Source organism: Stakelama saccharophila, from assembly GCF_032229225.1.
Classification (GTDB): Bacteria; Pseudomonadota; Alphaproteobacteria; order Sphingomonadales; family Sphingomonadaceae; genus Sphingomonas; species Sphingomonas saccharophila.
In genome coordinates this window covers 2,901,908-2,923,457 of the sequence record NZ_CP135076.1, presented here as the reverse complement: position 1 = coordinate 2,923,457, position 21,550 = coordinate 2,901,908, and the positions used below count along the sequence as shown (strand labels likewise).

Below are 21,550 nucleotides of genomic sequence, written 5' to 3'. Positions count from 1 at the left end.
CCGGTCCCGTGTCGGGTGGAATCGCGGGCGGGACCGGTTTTGAATGACGGCGAGACGCGCCGCCCGCGTCAGCCGCCTCCCGGATCGGGAGGCGGAAGCTGGTTGGAACCGCCGCGCGGCAATTCCGGGGCGAGCGCGGTCTCGGCGGCGGCGATCGATCCCGCGCGGCGCGCGGTGTCGGCCCAGACCGACAGTGGCGCGTCGCTTTCAAAGAACAGGTCGCGTTCGATGGCGAGGCCGAACGGCAAGCGCAAAGCGGCGATTTCCGCGAGGCTGAACGCGCCGAGTTCGGGACAGCCGAACCCCAGATCGGCAAGTCCGAACAAGGTATCGCCATCGGGATCGAGTTCGCTCGCGAGCCAGGTCGCCGCGCCGACGGGAGTGAACAATTTAACCAGCGGCGCGGGATCGAAGCTCGGATCGGCGGCGCTGCGCGCGGCGTTGGCGGCGAGCCGGCGCGCGGTTTGCGCGGGAATCAAAATCATCGACTGGACTCCTCGGATGGTATCGCTGGAAGGCTGCGGCGATCCGCTGTGTCGCGGGATGGCGGCGGCGGGGTGAACAGGTCGAACTGGTTGCGCGCGTTGAGGTCGAACAGCCCGTGATTGCAGGGACGCTGCGGCTTTTTGGGTTCCATCGGCGCGGCGGCGCGCCATGCGAGCCGGTCGCGCGCGTTGATCGGCGTGATGCCGGGCACCAAGGATTGCGGACCGATCGCGGTCGGTTCGGTGGCGAAACCGGGTAGCGCCTCGGGGGCCGGCTTAGGTGCGGGCGCGCTCATGCCGCCGTTTCGATTTCGCCGGTGGGCGCGGTTTGAGGGTCGGCAAGTGCTGTGTGATGGCGCGCGAGCAACCAGTCGGCGGCTTTGCTGGCGGCGCTCGCGGCGCGAAAGATCGCGCGATTATCCTCCTTGAGCACGGCAAGCCACGAGCCGAGATAATCGGCATGGCGCACGGTCGGGGTGATGCCGAGCGCGGCGCACAGGAACGCCGATCCCATTTCGGCGATCAGTTCCTCGCGGGCATAGTCTTTCGAGCCGAAACGGTTGGTCAGGTCGCGACCGAGCCGCGATCCGTGGCCGGTTGCGTGGCAAAGTTCATGCAGCGCGGTGCGGTAATAGTTGATCTGCTCGAAGAATGCGGGCTGCGGCGGCACCTGCACGGTATCGGGGCCGGGGGCGTAAAAGGCCTTGTCGCCGCCGATCCGAAAGCGAACGCCGCTTGCCGCGATCACCTGTTCGGCGACCGGCACGATCTCGCGGCCGGGAAGCGGCGCGGGGTCGGCGGCAAAGTCGGCGGCAAGGCCGTCGCATTGCGCGGCGTTGAACACGGTAAAGCGCTTGAGAAAGGGAATGGCGCGCGCGTCGGTGCCGCTCTCGCGCGCCCGCGCCGCCTCGCTTTCGGGGATGAAACGGTCGGCATAGACGACGCTCTGGCCGTGCTCGCCCTTGCGGACGCAGCCGCCCGCGTCCCGCGCCTGTTTGAAGGTCAACCAGCCTTGGCTCGGATAGCCTTGCTCGATGACCGCGCCCCACAGGATGAGGATGTTGATCCCCGAATAAGGCCGTCCGGTGCGCGCGTTGCGCGGCAGACCCGGCGCGGCCCCGCCGGGCACGGCGCCCCAAGGCTGAACCCAGGGCAGCCGCCCGGCTTCCAATTGGGCGATGATCGATTGCGTGACGCTGTCATAGAGATCGGCGCGCGGCTGTTGCCCTTTACCCGCTTTTTCGGCCTGTGCCGCCTTGTCGGTCTTGTCCCGGCGCGTCGTCCGGGCGCGGCGGTTGCTTGGGGTACGCATCGCGAGCCTCCTGTCCCTGCCCAAAGCCAGCATGGCCTCCCCCGGAAAAGCGGGGGGTGGGCGGCACCAAGCGACCAGAAAGGCCCGGCTAGGAGCGCGTCCGGCACCGACAGGCCGGAACGATGAGTGGAGGAGCCGGGCGTCAGCCCGGCTTGCCGGACGCGCGGCCGGGCCTAGACGGGAGCGCCGCCCATCCCCGCTTTGACCGGGAGGCCACACGCAAACGCCGCCGCGCGAAACGCGCGGCGACCGCTTTACGGGATGGGCCGTCAGGCCCAGCCGGGCGCGCCAGCGATCGTCACCGTCAGGCCGAGACCCGCTGGGCGGGGCTCGGTGGCGAGGGGCTCGGGCCCGAGCCATAGAGCGCGGTCGCGCCCGGCGTCAGCGCGGGCGCGAGGCGCCAGCCTGTTCAGGCATCAGGACAGGAACAAAGCTGTCGTCATGGCCGTCTTTGTCGACCGACTGGACGTGGATGATATTGTCGCTGTCATTGCCTTTTTCGCAATAATTGCCGGTATCCGCCCGCCGCCATCGCCCGTGCCTCGCGAACCAGTCGCCGCACTCGCGAGCGCAGCGATCCCGATCCTGCATGCCAGTCCCGCGTCACACGGTCGCGACCGAACAACGCCGCGCCGATATCGGACTGGCTCGCCCCGTCGGCCAGCGCATCATGCACGCGCAGCATCGTCAGCAGGCGCGGAATGGCCGCATCGCGGGGAAACAGCGTCCGCGCGAAGCGCCGGTGCCGGCACAGATACAGAAATCGCCGCAGCGGCAGGAGCCGCTTTTCGGCGCTCGCCTGGCCAAACAGATGATAATATAGAAGCACATTATCCGCACCGGTCAATCGCCCCGCATCGACATCGAGGCGGATATGGCGCCAGCCATCGGAAAGCACGCAATGTTCATACCCATCGGGGTCGGTCGCGATCGTCAGCCAGGGAGCGAGATCGCGAACGCGGATGCCATCGGGATCCAACGCCCCCGTCGGCGTCGCGCTGACGCTGAGCGTGCCGGGGTCGAGTTCGGCATCCCAGATGATCCGTGCCTCGGGCGCCGTGAATTCGGGCGCTTCGGCGAAAATAGAGCCCCCATTGCACCGGGTTCGGCGTGGCGCCGCGCGTCGCTTCGCTCGCGCGCACGTGCCAGGCGATATAATCGGGATCGCGCCTGAGCCATTCCCACATGATCCCGGTGCGGTCGATCGCGCCAAGCCGCCTGTAAAAAGCGCCATTCTCCCAATCGCGTCGCGCGGTCATGCGTTGTTCCGATCGGGGGGTGGCGTGACGGGACGGGGATGCCGGGCCGGCGCCTGAGATGCCTCCATGACGGACCATGCCCGATTTTGCCGGATCAAGCTGCTGTGATATGAGGATTTAATGACCGGAGTCGCCGGGCAGCGGGGTGAGATGCCGCGGCCCAGCCCGAGCCAGGGGGCGGCCACGGGACCGACGGTAGCTTGAGACGCCGCCCGCGGCCGACAGGGTGCAAGGTGGGCATGCATCAGATGGCGATGCGCTTGATGCGCATCGTCGAGATGGTGACGAGTACCGACGATCTCACCGCGGCGATGGTCGCGGTCACCGCCGAGCTCGGCTTCGAGTATTTCGCGCTTACCCATCATGTCGATGTCGTCGCGACAAGCGGGATCGCGCTCCGGCTGCACAATTATCCGGCGCGCTGGGCGGACTATTATGATGGCCATGCGCTCGGCGTGTCCGATCCGGTCCACCGCGCCAGTCATGTCACGAGCATGGGGTTTTGCTGGTCGCAGATGCCGGACATGATCCCGCTGACACGCGCGGATCATGAAATTCTCGCGCTGGGTCGCGAAGAAGGGATTGGCGACGGCTTCACCGTCCCGGCGCATGTACCGGGCGAAGCGCGCGGATCGTGCTCGTTCGCCAATCAGGCCGGGCGGCCAATCCTTCCGGAAATGCTGCCGCTCGCCCAGCTTGCCGGAGGCTTCGCGTTCGAAGGCGCCCGGCGGCTGTGCTCGGCGCGCGGACATCTGCCCGACGCGCCGCGTCCGGTCTTGACCGATCGGCAACGCGACTGCGTGATGTGGGCCGCGCGCGGCAAGGGCGACTGGGAGATCAGCCGCATCCTGGAGGTGAGCGAGGAAACCGTTGCCCGCCATATCAAGCAGGCCTGCGCGCGCTACGGTGTGAACAAGCGGACATTGCTGGCGATCCGGACGCTGTTCGACGGAACATTGACCTTCACCGATATTTTCGGGCGCTGATATACCCCTTTTCCGGCATAGCGCCGCCAAGCCCCTAGGCTGATCCTTGGCCAATCCCGTCACAGCCAAGGTCATCCGCCATGCTTCATACGCTTCGCTTCGGCGCTTCCGAAACGCCCGACGGCGTCCTGCGCGCGATGTTCGCCGCGCGCAAATCGGTGTTCGTCGATCTGCTCAAATGGGACGTGCCGGTGATCGACGGCCGCTATGAGGTCGACCAGTTCGACGACGAGCACGCGACCTATCTGGTGCTCGTCGATCGCGCCGGCCGCCATCTGGGATCGGCCCGGCTGCTGCCGACGACGCGACCGCACATTCTCGGCAGCTTTTACCCGCAGCTTTGCGAAGACGGCCCCCCGTGCGGGGCCGATATCCTGGAAGTGACCCGCTTCTGTCTCGATCGGGGCCTGCGCGCCCGTGAGCGCCGTGCGGTGCGCGACACGCTGGTGACCGCGCTAGCCGACCATGCGCTCGATCAGGGCATCGCGGCCTATAGCGCGATTGCCGAGATGGGCTGGTTCCAGCAAATTCTGGCCTTTGGATGGCGCTGCATCCCGCTCGGCCTTCCCCAGCGCATCGGTGGCGAAATGCTCGCCGCGCTGCGCATCGATATTGCCGAGGACACCCCGCAGCGACTCTCCGTCGCCGGTATCCGGTCGGCCGCGACGCTTGTCGGTGGCGAACGCGAAGCCGCTTGACGCCCATATTTGAAGGACAGATGCCATGACAGGAATATCGACCGGGAACGACAGCGAGCGGTACGCCACCGAGCTCGCCGAGCGTGGCTATTGCATCATTCCCGATGCGGTGCCCAAAGCGACGATCGGCGCGCTGGATGACGATTTGGCCAAGGACTTTGCGGCGACGCCGTTCGGCCAGGGCGGTTTTTATGGAGCCACCACCAAGCGGTTCGGCCGATTGCTCACCCGGTCGTCGCAGACGGCCCGGCTGGTCCGGCAGGCGACCATCCTCGCCATCGTCGAGCGCATCCTGTCGCCCTGGTGCGACTGTATTCAGCTCAATGTTGCGCAGGCGATCGCCGTACATCCCGGTGCACCCCAGCAAATGCCGCACCGCGATCAGGATATGTGGCGCGTGCCCGTCGGCGAGTCCGAATATCTCGTCAACGTGATCTGGCCGCTCAGCGATTTCACCGCTGAAAATGGCGCGACGCGCGTCTGGCCCGGAACGCACGGCCCCGCCGCGCTCGATCCAGAGCCGAGCGGTGACCCGGTCCCCGCGGCGATGCCGCCCGGCGCGGCACTGGTCTTTCTCGGCTCGACGCTGCACGGGGCGGGCGCCAATAGAACACAGCAGGTTCGCCGCGGCGTCGTCATCGGCTATTCGCTGGGCTGGCTCAAACCCTATGAAAATCAGTGGCTCGCTTACCCGCCGTCGGTCGCGCGGCACTTCGATCCCGAACTCGCCGCGCTGATCGGCTACCGGCAACATCGGCCCAATCTCGGCAATTTCGAGGGACAATGTCCCTCGGTGTTGCTCGAGGGGTGCCCCGACACGCCGCGCGGCGCGATCGACGCGCTCAGGCCCGACCAGCAAGCGCTGATCGAGGCCTATGTCCAGGACCAGCGGGCGGCGTGATGAATTCGGGAGCGACCACCGAGCGGGTCTATGAAGCGCTCAAGCGCCGGATCATGGATCACGGCTTCCGGCCCGGTGACCGGCTCGATCCCACCGTGCTCGCCGATCAGATGGCCGCGAGCGTCACACCGGTGCGCGATGCCTTGCATATGTGTGCCGGCGAAGGATTGGTCGAGGCGCATAGCGGCACGGGATTCTATCTGCCGACGCTCGACGAGCCATCGCTCAAGGATCTCTACGCCTGGTCGGCCGAATTGGTCACGCTCGCGATCCGGGGCTGGCCAAAAAAGGTCGTGTCCGCAGAAAAGACCATCGAGGGTGTCGCGCAGTCGGTCGCTGGTGGCGATGCCGATATTTTTGCCGCGATCGCGCGGCGATCGCTGAACGGCGAACATGTCCGTGCGGTCGAGGCGCTGAACGCCAGGCTAAGCGCCGTGCGCGTCATCGAAGCGCAGTTGCTCGAGGACATTGGCGCGGAATTGCGTGCGCTCGCCGCAGCAGTCGATGCTGGCGATAAAAACACGCTGCGGCGCCTGAGCGGTCAATATCACCGCCGGCGTCTTAGAATAGCCGCCGATATCGTGCGCCTCGTCCATCGACGAGAATGAGCGATCGCCGGCCAGCCCCGCTTCGCGCGCGGTCGAAACACCCTTGGCGGTGGTGTCGATGCAAGCCATATGGCAAAGAACAGTGATGGGTGTTTCTCGCGAATTGGCAAGCGAGAAAATATGGCGAAAAATTCGAACGCGACTATGATCGATAGCCATATGGTCGGATAGGACAAGATGGCGCGCGGCGAACTGATGAAAAAGCTTCTGGCAAGCTATGGCAGGGATGAGGAGTTCCACGCCGTTGCCGAGCAGATCATCACCGAAGAAGAAAAGAAGAATAACCGCGTCCTTGCCCGGTCGCTGCGCAAGTCGCTGTCGAATGGTCCGTCACGTCGATCGCGACCAAAGGCGCTCGCGCCACTGCTGCCCTTTCCCGAGGCCGCGGCCGATTTCATCGAGCGCATCGAGCCGGTGCACGGCAAGCAGGATATCATCCTGTCATTTGAGAATATCCGGATATTTCTCGGGTTGATGAAGGAATTCGACCGGGCCGACGAGATTCGCCGTCACGGACTGCCGGTGCGCTCGAAACTGCTGTTCTGTGGACCGCCGGGCTGCGGGAAGACGCTTTGCGCCGAGATATTCGCCGCCGAACTCGGTCTGCCGCTCTATGTCGTCAAGCTCGACCAGCTCATTTCCTCCTATCTGGGCGAGACGGCCGCGAATGTGCGCAAGATTTTCGAGTTCGCCCGCACCCAGCCTTGCGTGCTGTTCTTCGATGAATTCGATGCGCTTGCCCGGACGCGCGACGAGAGCGGCGAGCACCATGAATTGCGCCGGGTCGTCAACAGCCTGCTCATCTTCATCGATCGCATGCGGCCGAAGGGGTTTCTGATCGCGGCGACCAACCTCGATCAGACGCTCGATTCGGCGATCTGGCGGCGGTTCGATGAGGTTGTATGGTTCGACAAGCCGGATAGCCGAATGATCCAGCGTTTCGTGGCCATGAAGTTCAAGAATCTCAGCATCGATTTCGACCCCAAGGCGCATCTGTCCGACCTTGAGGGCTATGCCTATGCGGAACTCGATCGAATCTGCCTGCAGGCGACCAAATCGTCGATCATCGCCAAGCGCAAACGGGTCAGCGAAGGGGATTTTGTCGATGCGATCGCCGATGAACGGCGCAGACGTCGCCGGACCTCCCGCATGAACGAACCGGTCTGACCGCATCCGGGGTGGCACGATACGATCATCTTCAGCTTGTACGGCTGCCGGAGCGACTGCCGCGCCGCAAGACCGGTGGCGGCGGCCCACCCCCTGCCCGGAACGCTGGCGGTCATAGCCGGCGCCTCGGCGATGAACTCGACGGGGCGATTGCCGCGCAGCAGCGGCGGCGGCGTCCGGACGCGGTCGATCCCTCGCTGATTTTGCGTGTCGAGATGAACGCCGCGCTGCTCGAAGACGAATGGAACAAGGTCGGACTGACCGTGCTGTCGAGCGACGAGGATCGCACGATGGTGCTGTTCGCGTCATCGGACGAGCTGGACGAGTTTCGCACCAAGCTCGAAGCCTATGGTCGCGGCGTGCAACCGGGTCGGCAAAATCCCGCTTACGCATCGTTCATCGCCAATATCGAGAGCTTTTCGGAGGTGTCGCCGCGCGACCGGATCGGCATGCGCGCCCGCGAGGCAGGGCTGGTCGAGGTCGAGGATTTTCAGGTTGGCGAGAGCTATATCGTCGATATCGAATTATGGGATCTCGGCCGCCGCGAGGTGCGCGAACGCAAGACCGATGATGTGGCGCGCTATGCCGAAGCGCTCGGCGCCGAAGAGCTGGACCGGCATATCGGTCCGAGCATCACGATGGTGCGGTTGCGCTGCGACGGAACGGTGGTGCGCTCGTTGCTGACGATCGAGGAAATCGCCGATCTCGATTTCCCACCCGAACCAGATCTCGCGACGGGCGAACTCGTCGACCTCGCGCTTGGCGATCTGCCGGAACTCGGCGCGCTCGATGCCGACGCTCCGCTCATCGGCATCATCGACAGCGGCGTCAACGATCATCCGCTGATCGAGGACATTATCGCCGGCGCGATCGGTGTTCCCGCTGCGCTCGGCACCGCCGACGATTATGGTCACGGCACGTTTGTCGGCGGCATCGCGACCTTCGGAGACCTGCGCGGGCAACTTGGGGCGGGCACGCTCGCCCGTCATGCGCGGCTTTGTTCGGCGAAAGTCGTCGATCATGACGGCAAGTTTCCGAACAGCCGCGTGACGCCGAAACTGATGCGCGAAGCGATCGGCCGTCTGCACGACGATTATGGCTGCCGGATCTTCGTCGTCGCGCTCGGCGACCGGAAAAAACTCATCGAAAACGGCAAGGTGGGCCCCTGGGCGCAGACGCTTGACGAACTGGTCCGCGAACTCGATATCGTCATTGTCGTCGCGGCGGGCAACCGACAGCCCAGGGGCGGCCTGCGCGTCGAGGAAGCGGTCACCGACTATCCGCGCTATCTGCTCGAGAACGCCAATCGCCTGTGCGAGCCGGCCGGCGGAATGAATATCGTCACCGTCGGCTCGCTCGCCCATGGCGACGGCCTAGGTCCTCGGGCGGCGGACAATGTCGGGATCCGTCCGATCACCGGCGCGATGGAGCCGTCGCCCTTCACCCGCATCGGACCCGGCGCACGCGGGGCGATCAAGCCCGATTTCGTCGATATCGGCGGGACGCTCCTCTATGACGGGCCGACAGCGGCGCTTCGCGGCGGCGAGGTTCGTCCCGAGGCCGGTGTGGTTTCGCTTCACTACCAGCCGGTCGACCGGCTCTTTGCCGCGCGCTCGGGCACATCGCATGCCGCGCCGCTCGTCGCGTTGAAGGCAAGTCAAATCCTGGCGCGTTTCCCCGACGCGTCCGCGAACCTCGTTCGAGCGCTTCTGGCGGGCGGCGCGAGCATCCCCCAAGAAGCGACCGCGCGGGTCAATTTGCTCGGCGACCCTGCGGCACGCGCGCTGTGTGGCCATGGACGGGTCGATGCCGAGCGTGCAGCTTATTCGGACGACAGCCGCGTCGTGCTCTATGCCGAGGATGAACTTCCGGTCGATCATTTCGCGGTCTATCAGATACCGATCCCCGAGCCGTTCCAGACCCGCCGCGGCCGACGCCATGTTCGCGTCAGCCTCGCATATGATCCCCCGGTGCGGCACAGCCGACGGGATTATAATGGGGTGTCGATGGGTTTCCGGCTGATCCGGGGCTGCGACACGGACAAGATATTCGACCATTTTCGAAAGCGCGCGCCCGACGACGGTCCGTTTCCGGAAATGGAACCGCGCTTCAACTGCAAGCTCGATCCGAGTTCGACCGTGCGGGAGAAATCGAGCCTGCAGACCGCGACCGTCACCTTCCAGCGCGACGTCAGCCAATATGGCGACAATTATTATCTGGTCGTTCGCTGCGCGAGCGGGTGGGCGGGGGACGCCGGACAGCAGGCCTTCGCGGTAACGGTCGAGATCGCTCACGAAGCGGAAATTCCGCTCTACGAACGGCTGCGCCAGCGCGTCCGGGTGCGCGTCTAGGCAATCGCTGCGGATTCTACATAATCCAAATAGAATCCGTATAAAGTTCAGATAGCCGCCCCCGCTTCCTACACTCCAGGAGCTGCATTTTCGCAGCGATTTGATGAAGGAGTGTATCATGGAACGCGAAGACGATGTCATCGATCTGGGTGCGGCGAGCATCGAGACGCAGGGTCCGGGTGCGCAGGTTGGGGACGAATTTCTCGGCCTGATTCCGACCGGTCTTGCCGATGACTGACCGAATGAGCGCGCGGACTGTTTCCGCGCGCTCTTTTTCGGGTTGCGCGCCATGGTTTTCCAACTCGCTCCGGATATCAGCTTTTGCGATGCCGGTGGCCGCTTCGTCTTTCTGGATCTCGCGGCCGATCGCTATTTCTGCCTGGGTACGGATATGGAACGGTCCTTTGCCCGCCTGGTCGCGGGTGAACCGCTGTCGGATGAAGACTGCGATCGACTAACGAGTCTGGTCCGTCAGCGACTTCTCGTCGAAACCGACGGGCCGGGCGTGCCGTCACGTTTCACGCCACCAATATCGCCTGTCCGTTCGGCCTTTGAAGGTACCGCCAATGTCGGTCTGCGGCACGTTGTCGACGCTTCGGTTTCGCTTGTCAGGGCAAGAATCGAGCTGCGATGTCGCGCCCTCTGCCGTCTGATCGGGACGCTGCGAGCTGCCAAAGCCGGACGGCTTCGTACCGATGACGAGGAAAATGCGGCCATACTCGCGAGAACGTTCAGGCGTGCAGCGCTGACCACCGGATCGCTGAACCAGTGTCTTGCTATCTCGATCGCGATGACCCGCACGGCGATCGCGGGCAATCTCGATGTCGACCTGGTAATGGGGGTGAGATTGCGGCCCTTCCAGGCACATGCCTGGGTCCAGCATGGCGAGCTGGTGCTAAGCGACGAGCTCGACACTGTGATACCCTTCACCCCGATCTTCTCGATATGATTCGCCCCCGGTATCTGGCTTTTCTGGCTTGCGGAATTGACGCCGATGCCGACTGGAAAGACCCGCTCGATGGCCCGGTGGCGAATGCTTTCGGCCTGATGACGATTGTCGATCATCCAGGTCTGCATCTCATGGCCGCCTCGCCCGGCCTTGGTCTTGGCGGCGAGAACATTGTCTTGGGTGAAGTCTTCCGCCGCGATGACTGCGCGCGGGTTCGATCGTTCGAATCGGCGGAGAGCCGTGCGATCGTCGCAACGGGTGGGACGCGCTTGGCTGATGAATATTGGGGGGCCTATCTTGCTATCCTGTCAGACGAGGGTGGTGGTTTCATGGTCTTGCGCGCGCCGCTCGGAGATCTTCCGGTCTATGTCTGGCAATCACAGCATGGGCTGGTGATTGCTTCCGATGTCGAGTTACTGGTTCGCATCGCTGGATACCGCCCGTCGATCGACTGGGTCGGTGTCGCCGAACATCTCGTCGCACCCGATCTGCGCCGTCCGCGTACATGCCTCGCCGGACTGTACGAGCTTTCGGGCGGAAGCCGGGGGCGCTGGCACCGCGGCGCCTGGACGGTGGACGATATCTGGTCGCCATGGCGGGCTGTCGCTGCCGAGCCGTTGCGCGTCGATTCACGGGACGCCGCCGAGCTGCTGGCAAGCACGATCCAAAGTGCCGTGACCGCGCGTCTCGCTCAATTCGACAGAATGCTTGGCTTGGTTTCAGGCGGCCTCGATTCGTCGATCGTGGCCGCCTGTGTCGCCGATATGGACAAGGCAGCGACTGCGTTGACCATGGTGACCCGGGATCGGGGTGGCGACGAACGCCATTACGCCGAAGCACTGACATCCCATTTGGGCATGTCGCTCAGGTCGGTTCTGCGTGAACCGGTCGAAATCGATCTATTCAAATCCGCCGCGGCGGGACTTCCCAGACCCAGCGCGCGCAGTTTTGCGCAGGCTACCCGGGCCGCCGCGCACGCCGCCGCTTGCGAGACGGGAGCGCAGGCGATCGTTCATGGCGGGGGAGGCGACAATGTCTTCTGCTCGGTACAATCGGCCGCGCCGCTGACCGACCGCCTTCTAGCCGGTGGCGATCTTCAGGGCAGCTGGAAGGTGGCGGGCGACATCGCCATGCTGACGCAAGCGAGTGTGGGGCGTGTCTTATGGCAGGCGATAAGACGGTTACGCCGCGATCCAGCATATCGGGTCGCGGGCGATCGCTCCCTGCTCTCTTCCTGCGCGGTCGCCGCTGCCTCCTCGGCGCTCGATCACCCTTGGCTCCTGCCGCCGCCCGGCGCCATGCCAGGATCGGCCGCGCATATCGGCCTGATCGCGGCGGCGCAGAGCGTGGTGGAAAGCCCCGACCCGCGAGCGGCCGTACCATCGGTTGCGCCGCTGATCGCGCAGCCGATTGTCGAGGCCTGTGTCGCGATTCCAAGCTGGCACTGGTTCGACCGCGGCCACAACCGTGCGGTGGCGCGGCATGCGTTTAACGACTACCTCCCGGAACCGATCGCATGGCGTCGGTCGAAAGGTGCGATGGACAGTTTCGTCATTGAGATATTCGAGCGCAACCGGGACGTGATCGCGCAGCTTGTGAAAGAGGGATTGTTGGCGGCGCACGGGTTTGTCGACAGGAACGCGATCGCTGGCATTCTTGATCAGCGGGGACCGACGCGTGGTCATGGCTATGCCCGCCTCATGCACTTCGCCGACGTCGAAGCCTGGCTTCGATCATGGATCTCGGTTTGATCGCGTCGAGCCATTTTGTTGGTGATTGGCGCGCAGTCTTCGCCATCGGCGATATTCATCTGTCTTTTCGGGCGCGGGATCGATCTTGCCGTTCAACCAGAAGTCGAACCAATCGAGATTGGTCTGGTAGATCGCGGCGCGGTGCGCCGGTTGCCACTTGATGTGGAACTCATCCGGAAAGACGCGCATCTCGACCGGCTGATGATATTGGCGCAGCGCCGTGATTGTCGGCAGCGCATAGAGCGACTCGCTATCGGCAAGCTGCAACAGGAGCGGCGTGTCCATCCTTCGTGCGTTGCGCACGAAGGAATAGGGACGCCAGAATTCGTTATCGACCGGATATGCCGGCGGATAGCCGATCTTGCGACTATACTCGGCCCATGCGGGTCCCGCGAGCGCGGGAGCCGATTCATCGACGCAGCAGCTGCTGATCGAGGCGGCAGCGAACAGATCGGAATTGATGAGCGCGAAGCGCGCCGCGGACGCGCCGTCGCTAAGCCCGGTAATACCAAGGCGGCGCGGATCGGCGATACCGCGCGTGACAAGGCGTTCGATTCCGGTCGCGATCGCGGACTGGACGCTGCGCCGCTCGCTCCAGTTCTCAAGGTCCGCGGCGTTGATGGCGTCGAATGTGGTTAGCTCGGGAAAGCGCTCGGCGAATATGGCGGGGCGTTCGATGCTGAGAACCGCGAACCCGCGCTGCGCAAAGAGAAAAACGGGATATTCATTGCCGGTCCCGCCACGCAGAAACCCGCGCGAATGATAGAGCGTGACGATTGTCGGCAGCGGCCTATCGCCTCGATAGCCGGGCGGCAGTACGAGATCGCCGTAAACCTCGAGGCCCAATGCATTGCGCCATGTCAACCGTTTCACATGGCCCAGGTCGAGCCGGTCGAAGGCCTGATTGGGATCGAACAGCGTCTCGATCTTCCCGGTTTGGGGGGCGATTTGGACGATATCGGCGGGATGGGTGGCGGTTTCGTGCAGGCACAGCAACTTCCGCAGATGCATCTGACATCGCTCGAGAAGGTCATCGGTTCGTAGCATCCGCCGGGGAGCGCCGGTTGCCGGCAACCAGCGATACAGCGCGGTATAGCGATGGTCCCAACCTTCGCGTTTGAGGAAAATCAGCGTTGTCCCGCCGCCTTTCCACCACATCCCTGCAAAAGTGCCGGTGCAGGCTGGTTGATCGCAGCGGACCTCTCTTCCGTTTCGGTCCGTGACCTGCAATCGTCTGGCGGAGAGTGGCGATGGTGCGGTTGGTTCGGTCGATGCCGACGCTTCGCCAGCACGGGCCTTTTCCGGATTGGCAGCGCGGTCCGCATTCGCGCGGATCAAGCGGACCTCCTGATCCGTCGCGTCGGTGACGCGCCCCGAGGCCAGTGTGACTACCTTGTAGCTATTGGCCACCGGCGCCTTGGGTTGCGGGCGCCAACTGGTATTGGGCGTCACCCGTTCATCGTACAGCCAGCCCCTGCGACTGGCGGCGTTGATCTGCCTCTCCATCATGTGGCGCCTGGCCTCGGCAGCAAATCCGATGCGCTTGTCGCCGGGCATCCAGGCGAACGATGCGACATCGCCCGCCTGACTGATGATGTCGCGGGCTTTACCCGTCGCGACCGAGACAAGCCGGATATGCGTTGCTCCATGCGCTCGGCGCAGATAGGCGATCGACCGCCCATCGGCCGACCAGACCGGCACGATCTGTCGAGGAAAGCCGTTCGGAATATAGAGGCCGCGCGCCACAACCTCGGTCATGATGAAGTCGCCGCCGCGATCGACAATTCGTGGCGGGCCCGAATTTTTGAGGTCGATCAGAACCAGCGCCTGGCAATAGCGATTGGTCGCGGTGTCGGCGCGCGCAATGAGGAACGCCGCTGTCTCGCCATCGGGCGAAATCGCCAATGGACTTGGGCCGCCGATCGGTTCTGAATCGGGCCGGCCGATACCGGCGATCCCGAGTAAATCGGACGCGGCAATCGGTCGGGTGACAGCGGATCGTTTTGCGAACGGCGTCCAGTCCGTACATCTGCTCCAGGCGGGATGCGCGGCAACGATCGACATTAGAAGAAGGAGCAGCCGGACATAGCCGGATGTCGCACGTTGCTGCGTCACCCTCACCATGATTTGCTGACCGCGAGGCTGATAACTCGACCGAGCGGAGAATAATTCGTCGAATCATAGGGCGTATCGGTCACGGTCGTTGTGAAGATCGTCGGCGGATCGACATCGAATGCGTTCTCGACGCCCAGGGTGATGTCGATTCCGCGAAGCCAGTACGGGCTTGAATCTCCGGTTCGATACCGCGCGGTGAAATCGAAGCGAAACTGCGACGGAAGCTCGGCAGCGGGTGAATACCGCGTGTCCTTGAGCGCGCCGGAATAGTTGGCGATGGCGGTCAGCGAAAGATCGTCATGGCTCCAGGTTGCGCTGGCACGTCCGCGCCAATGCGGCGGATTGAACAGGATGCCCGCAAGCGGCAGATCGGGTTGGCTTGCGCTGATCTGCCGGTGGCTGGTCAAATAACTCGCATTGGCATTCAGGGCGATCGTATCCCGGCCTATCTTGCCGTGATAGCTTGCGAGCATGTCGACGCCGTGCACCCATTGCCGCCCCGCATTGACATTGCTGTTATCGATGAAGCCAATGACGTTGGCAGGATCGTACGGCGCGCCAGTGGCGTTTACGAACGATGCGCCGCTCGCCAGGATTGCGTCCAACATCTGCTGAGACGGCGTTCGCGTCACTTGGGCTGCATAGACGGGGTTGCTGAGCGCTTGGGTGATGAAGCCGATCGGTGTGACGATACGACTGATATAGCGGGTGTCGAAATAGCTGATTTCGGCGGTCAGGCCGGGAATGCCCGGCGGATGGAAACTGCCGGTAGCCGACCAACTGGTCGCGCGTTCCGGGGAGAGCGTGGCATTGCCCCCCTGAATATAAAGCGCGGATGATCCGGGCGGCGGATCGGGCTCGCCGAAGACCGCAGCGTTGAGAAGTGTGAGTGCTGGTGGCTGATAGCGTTGCAGCAATGTCGGTGCGCGAAACGACTTTCCCCAACTGGCCTTGAGATCGATGCTCGACGTCGGCGCATAGATCAGACCGAATTTCGGCGTCGCGACCGAGCCGGTCTCCTGATAACGCTCGTAACGGAGCGCCGCACTCAGGTTGAGTCGATATACTGCCGGGATCACCATCGCGGGGCCGACAACCGGCATGCTGAGTTCGCCGTAAGCATAGCGGTTGGATTGTGAGCGCTCGAAATTTAGCGGACTGTCTGCGCCGCGGTCGTTTCTTAGCCTGACGTTGCGATATCCGACCCCCAAAGCGACCTTGGCGGGGCCAGCGGGCAAGCTGAACAATGGCCCGTCGCCGGCAAGTTCGACCGATTGCGCCCCGTTGCAGTAGCAACCCGCGCCGAGCAGCGTGGAACTTCCCGCAGAAAAGCCGTCAATGCGATAGTTGGTTCGGTCTCCCGCATAACTTCCCGACAGGGCAAGATTCCAGGCATCTCCGACGGCAACCGAAAGGGTGGGAGCGATCGCATAGGCCCGTGTCTTCGTAACCTGGTGAGCACCGCTTACCGACAGATCGCCTGCTGGATTTTGAGCATAGGTGATCGCGCTCCGCCGATCGTTGAAGAGCGCGTCGATTGAGAACTTGAGCGCGCTGGTCAGCTGTTGGTGACCACTGACGACGGCGTTGTGATTACGCAGTGACGGAAACAGGGTGAGGCCCGGCGATCGCGTCGCCGCATAGGATCGCTGCGATGCCTCGACCGCCGTATTCCGGTTGAATTCATAGGCCGCAATCAAGCCGCCCGTTCGCCACCGATGTCCACCGATCACATCATATTGTTGTTGAAAGTCCCCGCCCTGCGTCGACGTGGCGAGGCGCGCGCGGGTCTCGAGCCCGTTCATATCGCGCTTCAAAATGATGTTGGCGACGCCCCCCACGGCATCCGATCCATAGAGCGCCGAGGCACCGTCCGCGACGATTTCTATTCTTTCGACAGCCCCCACGGGAATGGTCGAGACATCGACACTTTGGCGTGAGCCACTATAGGATATCCGGTGTCCATTCAGAAGCGTCAGGGTCGCGTCGCTTCCGAGCCCGCGCAGATTGATCGACGATCCGCCGCCGACATCGACGCCGTTGATGGCAGGAACATTGAAGCCGATACCGGGATTTTGACCGCCTCCGAAACTCTGGGGAATATTGCGGACGACATCGCCGAGCGTGGCTTGGCCAGCATTACGAATTTGCGCCTGATCGATGGTGATGACGGGCGAGGGTATTGGCGCTCCCCGAATTCGGCTGCCGGTAACCACAATGTCCGCGGCATTGGCATTTTCGTCGCCGGCATTTGATGTGGCTGCCGGACGGATTACGAACGCTCCGTCGACGATACGAAATGACATCCCTGTGCCAATCAACAACTTGGCGACTGCCTGTTCGGGCGTGAAGGTTCCGACCACGGCAGCGCTGCGCTTGTTCGCAACATCGTCGCTCGCGGCGACGATTTCGCGGCCCGATGTTGCCGCGAACGCCTTGAGCGCCGCTGAAAGATCCTGCTCCGGAATGTTATAGGCGCGCGCGTTTTTGGTCTGGCCAATTGCGGTCTGAGGCGTCGCTGTGACGCACATCGCCGCGATTGCGCCCATCCATTTGTGCTGCACTCGTCTTCTCCCCCTCTGGCACCATCGCGGTGCCTGCGGGAGGATTGACGAGGTTGATCGAGGTATGGCCCCCCTCGATACGAAAATTTATGAAGGGACGCGCGCCAATCGTATGGCGTCGGGTGTGGCGCTCACTTTCAGGCCGAAGGTGGCGGAAAGTTTGCGCGCGAGTGCCCGCGTGTCGCGCAGGTCGAGAACCGCCGTTACGCGAAGCCGGCCGATTTCGGCAGATGCAAAGCGAATCGGCGGCGTGCCGATCTTGTTCGCAGCCGCAATGACATCGGCAAGGGGCGTGTTATCGAATGCCATTCTACTCGCCGGCCAAAGACGCTCGTCGCGAGAAATTGAAATCGGTGCCAGCTTGCCGTCGTAAAACCGCATGGCTTGACCTGCAACCAAGCCGATATCGCTTGCTTGGGGCGCATCGGAGCTGGACAGGCTCGCGGTTCCGCGTAGCGCTATCACCCGCATTCCGTCTGCGTCCGCCACAAGGTCGAATTCGCTGCCAGTTGAGCGAACCGTTCCACCGCGCAACTCGACCACGAAAGGAGTGGCCGGATCGTTGGCGACATCGAATCGGGCACGCCCGGATTGAAACCGTATCCGCCGCGAGCCTTGCGTGATCAAGACGGATAGCGATGTGTTCCTATCGAGCGCGACAATCGTCCCGTCGGCGAGCCTGACCGTCCGCACCGCGCGGCCGGAATTCGACACCTCCGCATAGGCTGGCGATGCGCCGCGACCGACGAACAGCAAGAGCCCGCCCATAATGCAGAGTGCTACGATAACCACGCCGAACGCCGGTTTCATAAACGTCGAAGCCCGCGGCGCTCGGCGGACCGGGCTCGCCAGTCTGCTCCCCAGCGCTGAAAAAGGCTCGACTTCTCGATATGCCCGTTCGTGCGCCGGGTCGGCGGTTCGCCAGGCGTCGAAATTTGCCTGTGTCTCCGCCGAAGGCGCTTCGAGCATTTCTGTATGCCAGTAGGCAGCGTCGCGCGCGATCCGCGCGTTGCGCCCCCACAACCACCAGCGCGGCATCAGATCGGTCCGACGTCACGGCGGAGCTGGAACAATGCTTTCGCCATCTGTTTCTTCACGCCCTTCACGCTCATATTCATCTCGGTGGCGATCTCCGCATAGGTGAGGCCTTCCACGCGATGTAGCAGGAATATCTCGCGCGTGCGGCGGTTCAAGCGTTTGACTGCCGCATCCACTCGGGCGAGCGCGTCTCGATGGTTTAGCTGCGGGTCGGGGTCGATCCCCACATGAAGCGCGTCATCATATTCGGTTCGCATGGCATCGGCGCGCTGGATTGCTGACTTTTTCTGGTCGCGAAGCAGGTTCTTCGCGATTCTTGAGAGATAGGCAGCCGGGCTTTCGATGCGCGTTTGCGACGATCGCTCTACTCGGACCAACCGCGCAAAACTCTCCTGCACGAGGTCAGCGGCATCGCTATCATTCGTGCGTCGCGAAAAGAAGCGAAGCAATCGGGGGGCGTGCCCGCGATAGAGCGCTTCAAACTCTATGGTCGGCGGACCTGGGGGCCTTTCCGGCGGCAGCGGATCATCTTCCGAGAGGCGCGGGTCGAAAAATGCCGCCAATTTGGGGGCGCTCAATGGCATGGTTTCGGCCAGCGCCGACGCACATTGCAAGAATCTACCTTGTCGAAATGCCTCATCACCCGTCGACCCCGCTTCATTCTTCGAGGCGAGGCCGGCAAAAGCCGGGTGTTGAGAACATGCTTGAGACATGCGCCGATGCCTTTAGCCGCATGGCTTGGACATACGCATCGGCCACCCGGCCGGATAAGTGGCGGGTCCGATCCCCAAGCGAGGTTCTCACGCCTCGGCGCCGTGTTCGCGACGCTCGACCAACTTAGCTATGCAGAACAAAATCGCAACCCGAAGTGATTTCAGCTTATGAGCATATGCCTCAGTCGAACGCCAAGTCGAGTTAGAGCGTCGGTTCCGAAGGGAAGCGCGACCAACTTATATTCTTATCTTCGGCGACAGAATGTTCTACAAAGGTTCTCGTTGTTGAGGAGAGCGATTTTGGCCAAAGTTGTGACGGACGCGCACGCGATCGAGGCGGGCGAGAATTACATGGCTGTTTACATCGACTGCTCTAAGGGCGTCGGTCAATCCATCGTTGCCGAAATGGAGATGGACCTCACCGGCCCCGTGACGGCCGATGTCGGCCAACCCCGAAAGTTGAGCGGCTTTGAACTCCCTGCTCTGGAACTCCTGCATCTGGCGCAAGCGCGCGCCGGGGAGAGGGGCGTGAAGAAGATTCTTCTCGTCGATCCCCAAGGGTTTCTGAGACTGGCGCGAACCAATCGCTACGCGCACCGTTAAGCGCCTGACGGAAGGCGTGGGGCGCTTGTTTGATCGGAAACGAACTATTCGGACAGTCGATTTCGAGCTGCCGCGCGGCGCGGTGTCGATCGAAGCTCTCATGGCGATGCCCCGCGAAGGCTGGGAGCATCTTCGCAATGAGATCAATATCCGGCGGCAGGCCGAACCTGCTCGCCCATTCGCCCGATGCAGGCTTTGCGAGGCCGGTGTCTTCATTCGCGCCCAGGCGGTCGATGGGGGGCATATTCCGTTCTACGCCCATTTTCCGGAGAGTCCGAAAAGCTGCCCCTGGTATGAAGGCGGTAATCTGAAACCCGACGACGCTCGTGCCGCGCAATATCAGGGACATCAAGAGTCCGCGCTTCACCGGCGCCTCTGCCAGACGATAGAGGCCCTCGCCAAAGCCGACCCGCGATGTGTCAGCTCGGCGATCGACACCTATTTGCGGCCGGAGATTCATGCCCGTGGCCGGTGGCCGGACGTGTACCTCGACATGGGTACGTTCGGCAGGTTCGCCTTGGAAATTCAGCTTTCAAAGCCGTTCGCCCCCGAGGTCGTGGCCCGTCATGTACATTATGAACGCGAAGGCGTCCGGCTGATCTGGATTTTCCGGGAGCTGGAAGACCCGCTTCCGCAGGGCTTTCATGATGTCATCACCATGCAGCGCGGCAACGCTTTCGTATTCGATAACGACGCCGAGGCCGCCTCGATCGAGAAAGGCACCCTGATCCTCAAATGCTATCTCGAGGATGGGAAAGGCGGCTATCTCAAATCTCGTCTCGTGACGCTCGATGATCTCGACATTACCACGGGCCTGTCGGTGTTTCTGGAGGACCGGCGCAGCGAGCGGCTGGTAAAATATTGCAAGGAGGTCCGAAACCGTTGGTGGCAGGCGTTTCAGCAGGCCAAGACGGACAAGCCATCCTCACCGTTCTACAGCGAAAAATTCGCTCCCGCCTGGGCATCTGTGCGAAGCTATGTGCCCGAGCTGTCCGCGTGGAAGGAGAACTATTGGGCGAGCCATTCCGATAGAGGACAGGCGCATCTTGCCAGCCTGTTCGCCATTCTCTGCTCGGTGGCACACAGCGCTGAGCAAGACAAAGAGGTTCTCCATATCACACGCCATTCGGGCGATGGCGCCCTGCTTGCGATGCTGAACAGCAAGCTTAGTTCCGCGACCTTCGCACCCTATGCCAACTTGATCGAAGCATTTGTGACGACTACGCCCTTGGCCAATCTACTGGATCGTCCCTCTCTCCGGAAGATTCAGGGCAATGCCCGGAGCGCCCACGACCAAGTCGATCGGGAGCATCCCGTCTGGAAGGCTTTGGCCCGCCTGTTTCCAGAAGCCCTTGATGGCATGGTCCGGGCGGAAATGGCGGATTTGGGACGATTGCCCAAGTGGGCGACCGGGCCACAAGCACTTCCGTCAAGCTGATATGATCTGTTCTTATATTTCGCCGGGAACACACCGACATGACCATAGAATCTTGCGATTTAACGACCACGCAAGAGTTCACGATTGATCTGGCAGGGGCGGGTGATTGTTATCGCCGAAAGACCCGGCCAGCTAATCGCCGCAGGCAGAGGGTCACGCGCTTCATTGGGCGTGAGGGCGATGTTGAGACCTTTACAGTTCAACAGACGTTCCCGGTCGTCGGTAGTCTGAACTTCGATCTCCCATCCGACGGTCAGCGCGAAGCTGTGGAGCAGTTCTTCGGACACTGCCCGGAATCCCGCTGGCAAGCTCACATCATGCTGAGCGCGCGCGACTACGGATTGGAGGTTTCGAGCCGCTATCCGTTCACGGCTATTCGGCGGATGGTCATTGGCGTCAGCGTTGCAGCCTACATACTCAGCGATCGAGGACTCCGCGACGACGTGCGTCAATGGTGTGAAAATCGCTATCAAGAACAGTCCCCAGGCATCAGCTCGGGAATAGCAAATCACCGCCCTTATCGGATGGCGAGCCGGTTCGTCGAAAAACTCGTGATGGATATGCGTGGTGCAGGATCGGAGGTATTCGGCTAAAGCCAGCCACGATCGTGGG

21 protein-coding genes are annotated in these 21,550 nt (G+C 62.8%); 12 read left to right on the top strand and 9 right to left on the bottom strand.

Annotation, left to right across the window (positions count from 1 at the left end; genetic code table 11):
- Positions 1-68 precede the first annotated feature (68 nt).
- From RPR59_RS13615 to RPR59_RS14885, 5 genes are all read right to left on the bottom strand, one after another.
- Positions 69-485, bottom strand: coding sequence for a DUF2958 domain-containing protein (locus RPR59_RS13615; protein ID WP_313914954.1), 417 nt, complete (start codon positions 483-485; stop codon positions 69-71).
- Positions 482-781 carry a hypothetical protein gene (locus RPR59_RS13610; RefSeq protein ID WP_313914952.1) on the bottom strand — a complete coding sequence of 100 codons (300 nt, stop codon included), beginning with the start codon at positions 779-781 and terminating at the stop codon, positions 482-484. Before RPR59_RS13610 ends, RPR59_RS13615 begins: the two co-directional genes overlap by 4 nt.
- On the bottom strand, positions 778-1,797 hold the full coding sequence (locus tag RPR59_RS13605; RefSeq protein ID WP_313914949.1) for an ArdC family protein: 1,020 nt from the start codon (positions 1,795-1,797) through the stop codon (positions 778-780). Before RPR59_RS13605 ends, RPR59_RS13610 begins: the two co-directional genes overlap by 4 nt.
- A 487-nt stretch (positions 1,798-2,284) precedes the next feature.
- Positions 2,285-2,776 carry a DNA -binding domain-containing protein gene (locus RPR59_RS13600; protein ID WP_313914947.1) on the bottom strand — a complete coding sequence of 164 codons (492 nt, stop codon included), beginning with the start codon at positions 2,774-2,776 and terminating at the stop codon, positions 2,285-2,287.
- Complete coding sequence (locus tag RPR59_RS14885) at positions 2,703-2,984, bottom strand: transcriptional regulator domain-containing protein (protein WP_432280320.1); 282 nt, start codon at positions 2,982-2,984, stop codon at positions 2,703-2,705. The genes RPR59_RS13600 and RPR59_RS14885 overlap by 74 nt, the downstream gene beginning before the upstream one ends.
- Before the next feature lie 326 nt (positions 2,985-3,310).
- Here RPR59_RS14885 and RPR59_RS13595 point away from each other — a divergent pair, with 326 nt between their 5' ends.
- The 9 genes from RPR59_RS13595 (at position 3,311) to RPR59_RS13555 (ending at position 12,467) form a co-directional block, all read left to right on the top strand.
- Positions 3,311-4,042, top strand: a complete 732-nt coding sequence (locus RPR59_RS13595) for a LuxR family transcriptional regulator (RefSeq protein ID WP_313914945.1) — start codon at positions 3,311-3,313, stop codon at positions 4,040-4,042.
- Between the two features lie 80 nt (positions 4,043-4,122).
- A complete protein-coding gene (locus tag RPR59_RS13590) occupies positions 4,123-4,740 on the top strand; it encodes an acyl-homoserine-lactone synthase (protein WP_284053983.1) in 618 nt (205 codons plus the stop codon).
- 25 nt (positions 4,741-4,765) lie between these two features.
- Positions 4,766-5,641: a phytanoyl-CoA dioxygenase family protein gene (locus RPR59_RS13585; protein ID WP_313914942.1), complete on the top strand. Its 876-nt coding sequence runs from the start codon at positions 4,766-4,768 to the stop codon at positions 5,639-5,641.
- Positions 5,641-6,249 (top strand): GntR family transcriptional regulator, encoded by a 609-nt coding sequence (locus tag RPR59_RS13580; protein ID WP_284054055.1) that lies wholly within the window; start codon positions 5,641-5,643, stop codon positions 6,247-6,249. Before RPR59_RS13585 ends, RPR59_RS13580 begins: the two co-directional genes overlap by 1 nt.
- 195 nt (positions 6,250-6,444) lie before the next feature.
- Entirely contained in the window at positions 6,445-7,416 is a 972-nt protein-coding gene (locus RPR59_RS13575) for an AAA family ATPase (protein ID WP_313914939.1), read from the top strand.
- Between the two features lie 11 nt (positions 7,417-7,427).
- Positions 7,428-9,767 carry a S8 family peptidase gene (locus tag RPR59_RS13570; protein ID WP_313914937.1) on the top strand — a complete coding sequence of 780 codons (2,340 nt, stop codon included), beginning with the start codon at positions 7,428-7,430 and terminating at the stop codon, positions 9,765-9,767.
- Positions 9,768-9,885: 118 nt separating this feature from the next.
- Complete coding sequence (locus RPR59_RS13565; RefSeq protein ID WP_284053979.1) at positions 9,886-10,005, top strand: benenodin family lasso peptide; 120 nt, start codon at positions 9,886-9,888, stop codon at positions 10,003-10,005.
- Positions 10,006-10,056: 51 nt separating this feature from the next.
- Entirely contained in the window at positions 10,057-10,716 is a 660-nt protein-coding gene (locus RPR59_RS13560) for a lasso peptide biosynthesis B2 protein (protein WP_313914932.1), read from the top strand.
- Positions 10,713-12,467 (top strand): asparagine synthase-related protein, encoded by a 1,755-nt coding sequence (locus RPR59_RS13555; protein ID WP_313914930.1) that lies wholly within the window; start codon positions 10,713-10,715, stop codon positions 12,465-12,467. The genes RPR59_RS13560 and RPR59_RS13555 overlap by 4 nt, the downstream gene beginning before the upstream one ends.
- On the opposite strand, the gene RPR59_RS13550 is transcribed toward RPR59_RS13555, so the two are convergent.
- The 4 genes from RPR59_RS13550 to RPR59_RS13535 form a co-directional block, all read right to left on the bottom strand.
- A complete protein-coding gene (locus tag RPR59_RS13550) occupies positions 12,450-14,588 on the bottom strand; it encodes an Atxe2 family lasso peptide isopeptidase (RefSeq protein WP_313914929.1) in 2,139 nt (712 codons plus the stop codon). The genes RPR59_RS13555 and RPR59_RS13550 overlap by 18 nt on opposite strands.
- Positions 14,585-17,146: a TonB-dependent receptor domain-containing protein gene (locus RPR59_RS13545; RefSeq protein ID WP_313914927.1), complete on the bottom strand. Its 2,562-nt coding sequence runs from the start codon at positions 17,144-17,146 to the stop codon at positions 14,585-14,587. Before RPR59_RS13545 ends, RPR59_RS13550 begins: the two co-directional genes overlap by 4 nt.
- Before the next feature lie 87 nt (positions 17,147-17,233).
- Positions 17,234-18,184, bottom strand: a complete 951-nt coding sequence (locus tag RPR59_RS13540) for a FecR family protein (RefSeq protein ID WP_313914925.1) — start codon at positions 18,182-18,184, stop codon at positions 17,234-17,236.
- Positions 18,184-18,897, bottom strand: coding sequence for an RNA polymerase sigma factor (locus RPR59_RS13535; RefSeq protein ID WP_313914922.1), 714 nt, complete (start codon positions 18,895-18,897; stop codon positions 18,184-18,186). The genes RPR59_RS13540 and RPR59_RS13535 overlap by 1 nt, the downstream gene beginning before the upstream one ends.
- A gap of 300 nt (positions 18,898-19,197) precedes the next feature.
- On the opposite strand from RPR59_RS13535, the gene RPR59_RS13530 reads away from it, so the two are divergent.
- Genes RPR59_RS13530 through RPR59_RS13520 form a run of 3 tightly spaced genes read left to right on the top strand, consistent with a single transcriptional unit; the run spans position 19,198 to position 21,531 of the window.
- Complete coding sequence (locus RPR59_RS13530) at positions 19,198-19,500, top strand: hypothetical protein (RefSeq protein ID WP_313914920.1); 303 nt, start codon at positions 19,198-19,200, stop codon at positions 19,498-19,500.
- A 25-nt stretch (positions 19,501-19,525) separates the two neighbouring features.
- Positions 19,526-20,938, top strand: coding sequence for a competence protein CoiA family protein (locus RPR59_RS13525; protein WP_313914919.1), 1,413 nt, complete (start codon positions 19,526-19,528; stop codon positions 20,936-20,938).
- Between the two features lie 38 nt (positions 20,939-20,976).
- A complete protein-coding gene (locus tag RPR59_RS13520) occupies positions 20,977-21,531 on the top strand; it encodes a hypothetical protein (protein ID WP_313914916.1) in 555 nt (184 codons plus the stop codon).
- The last annotated feature ends 19 nt before the right edge of the window (positions 21,532-21,550 follow it).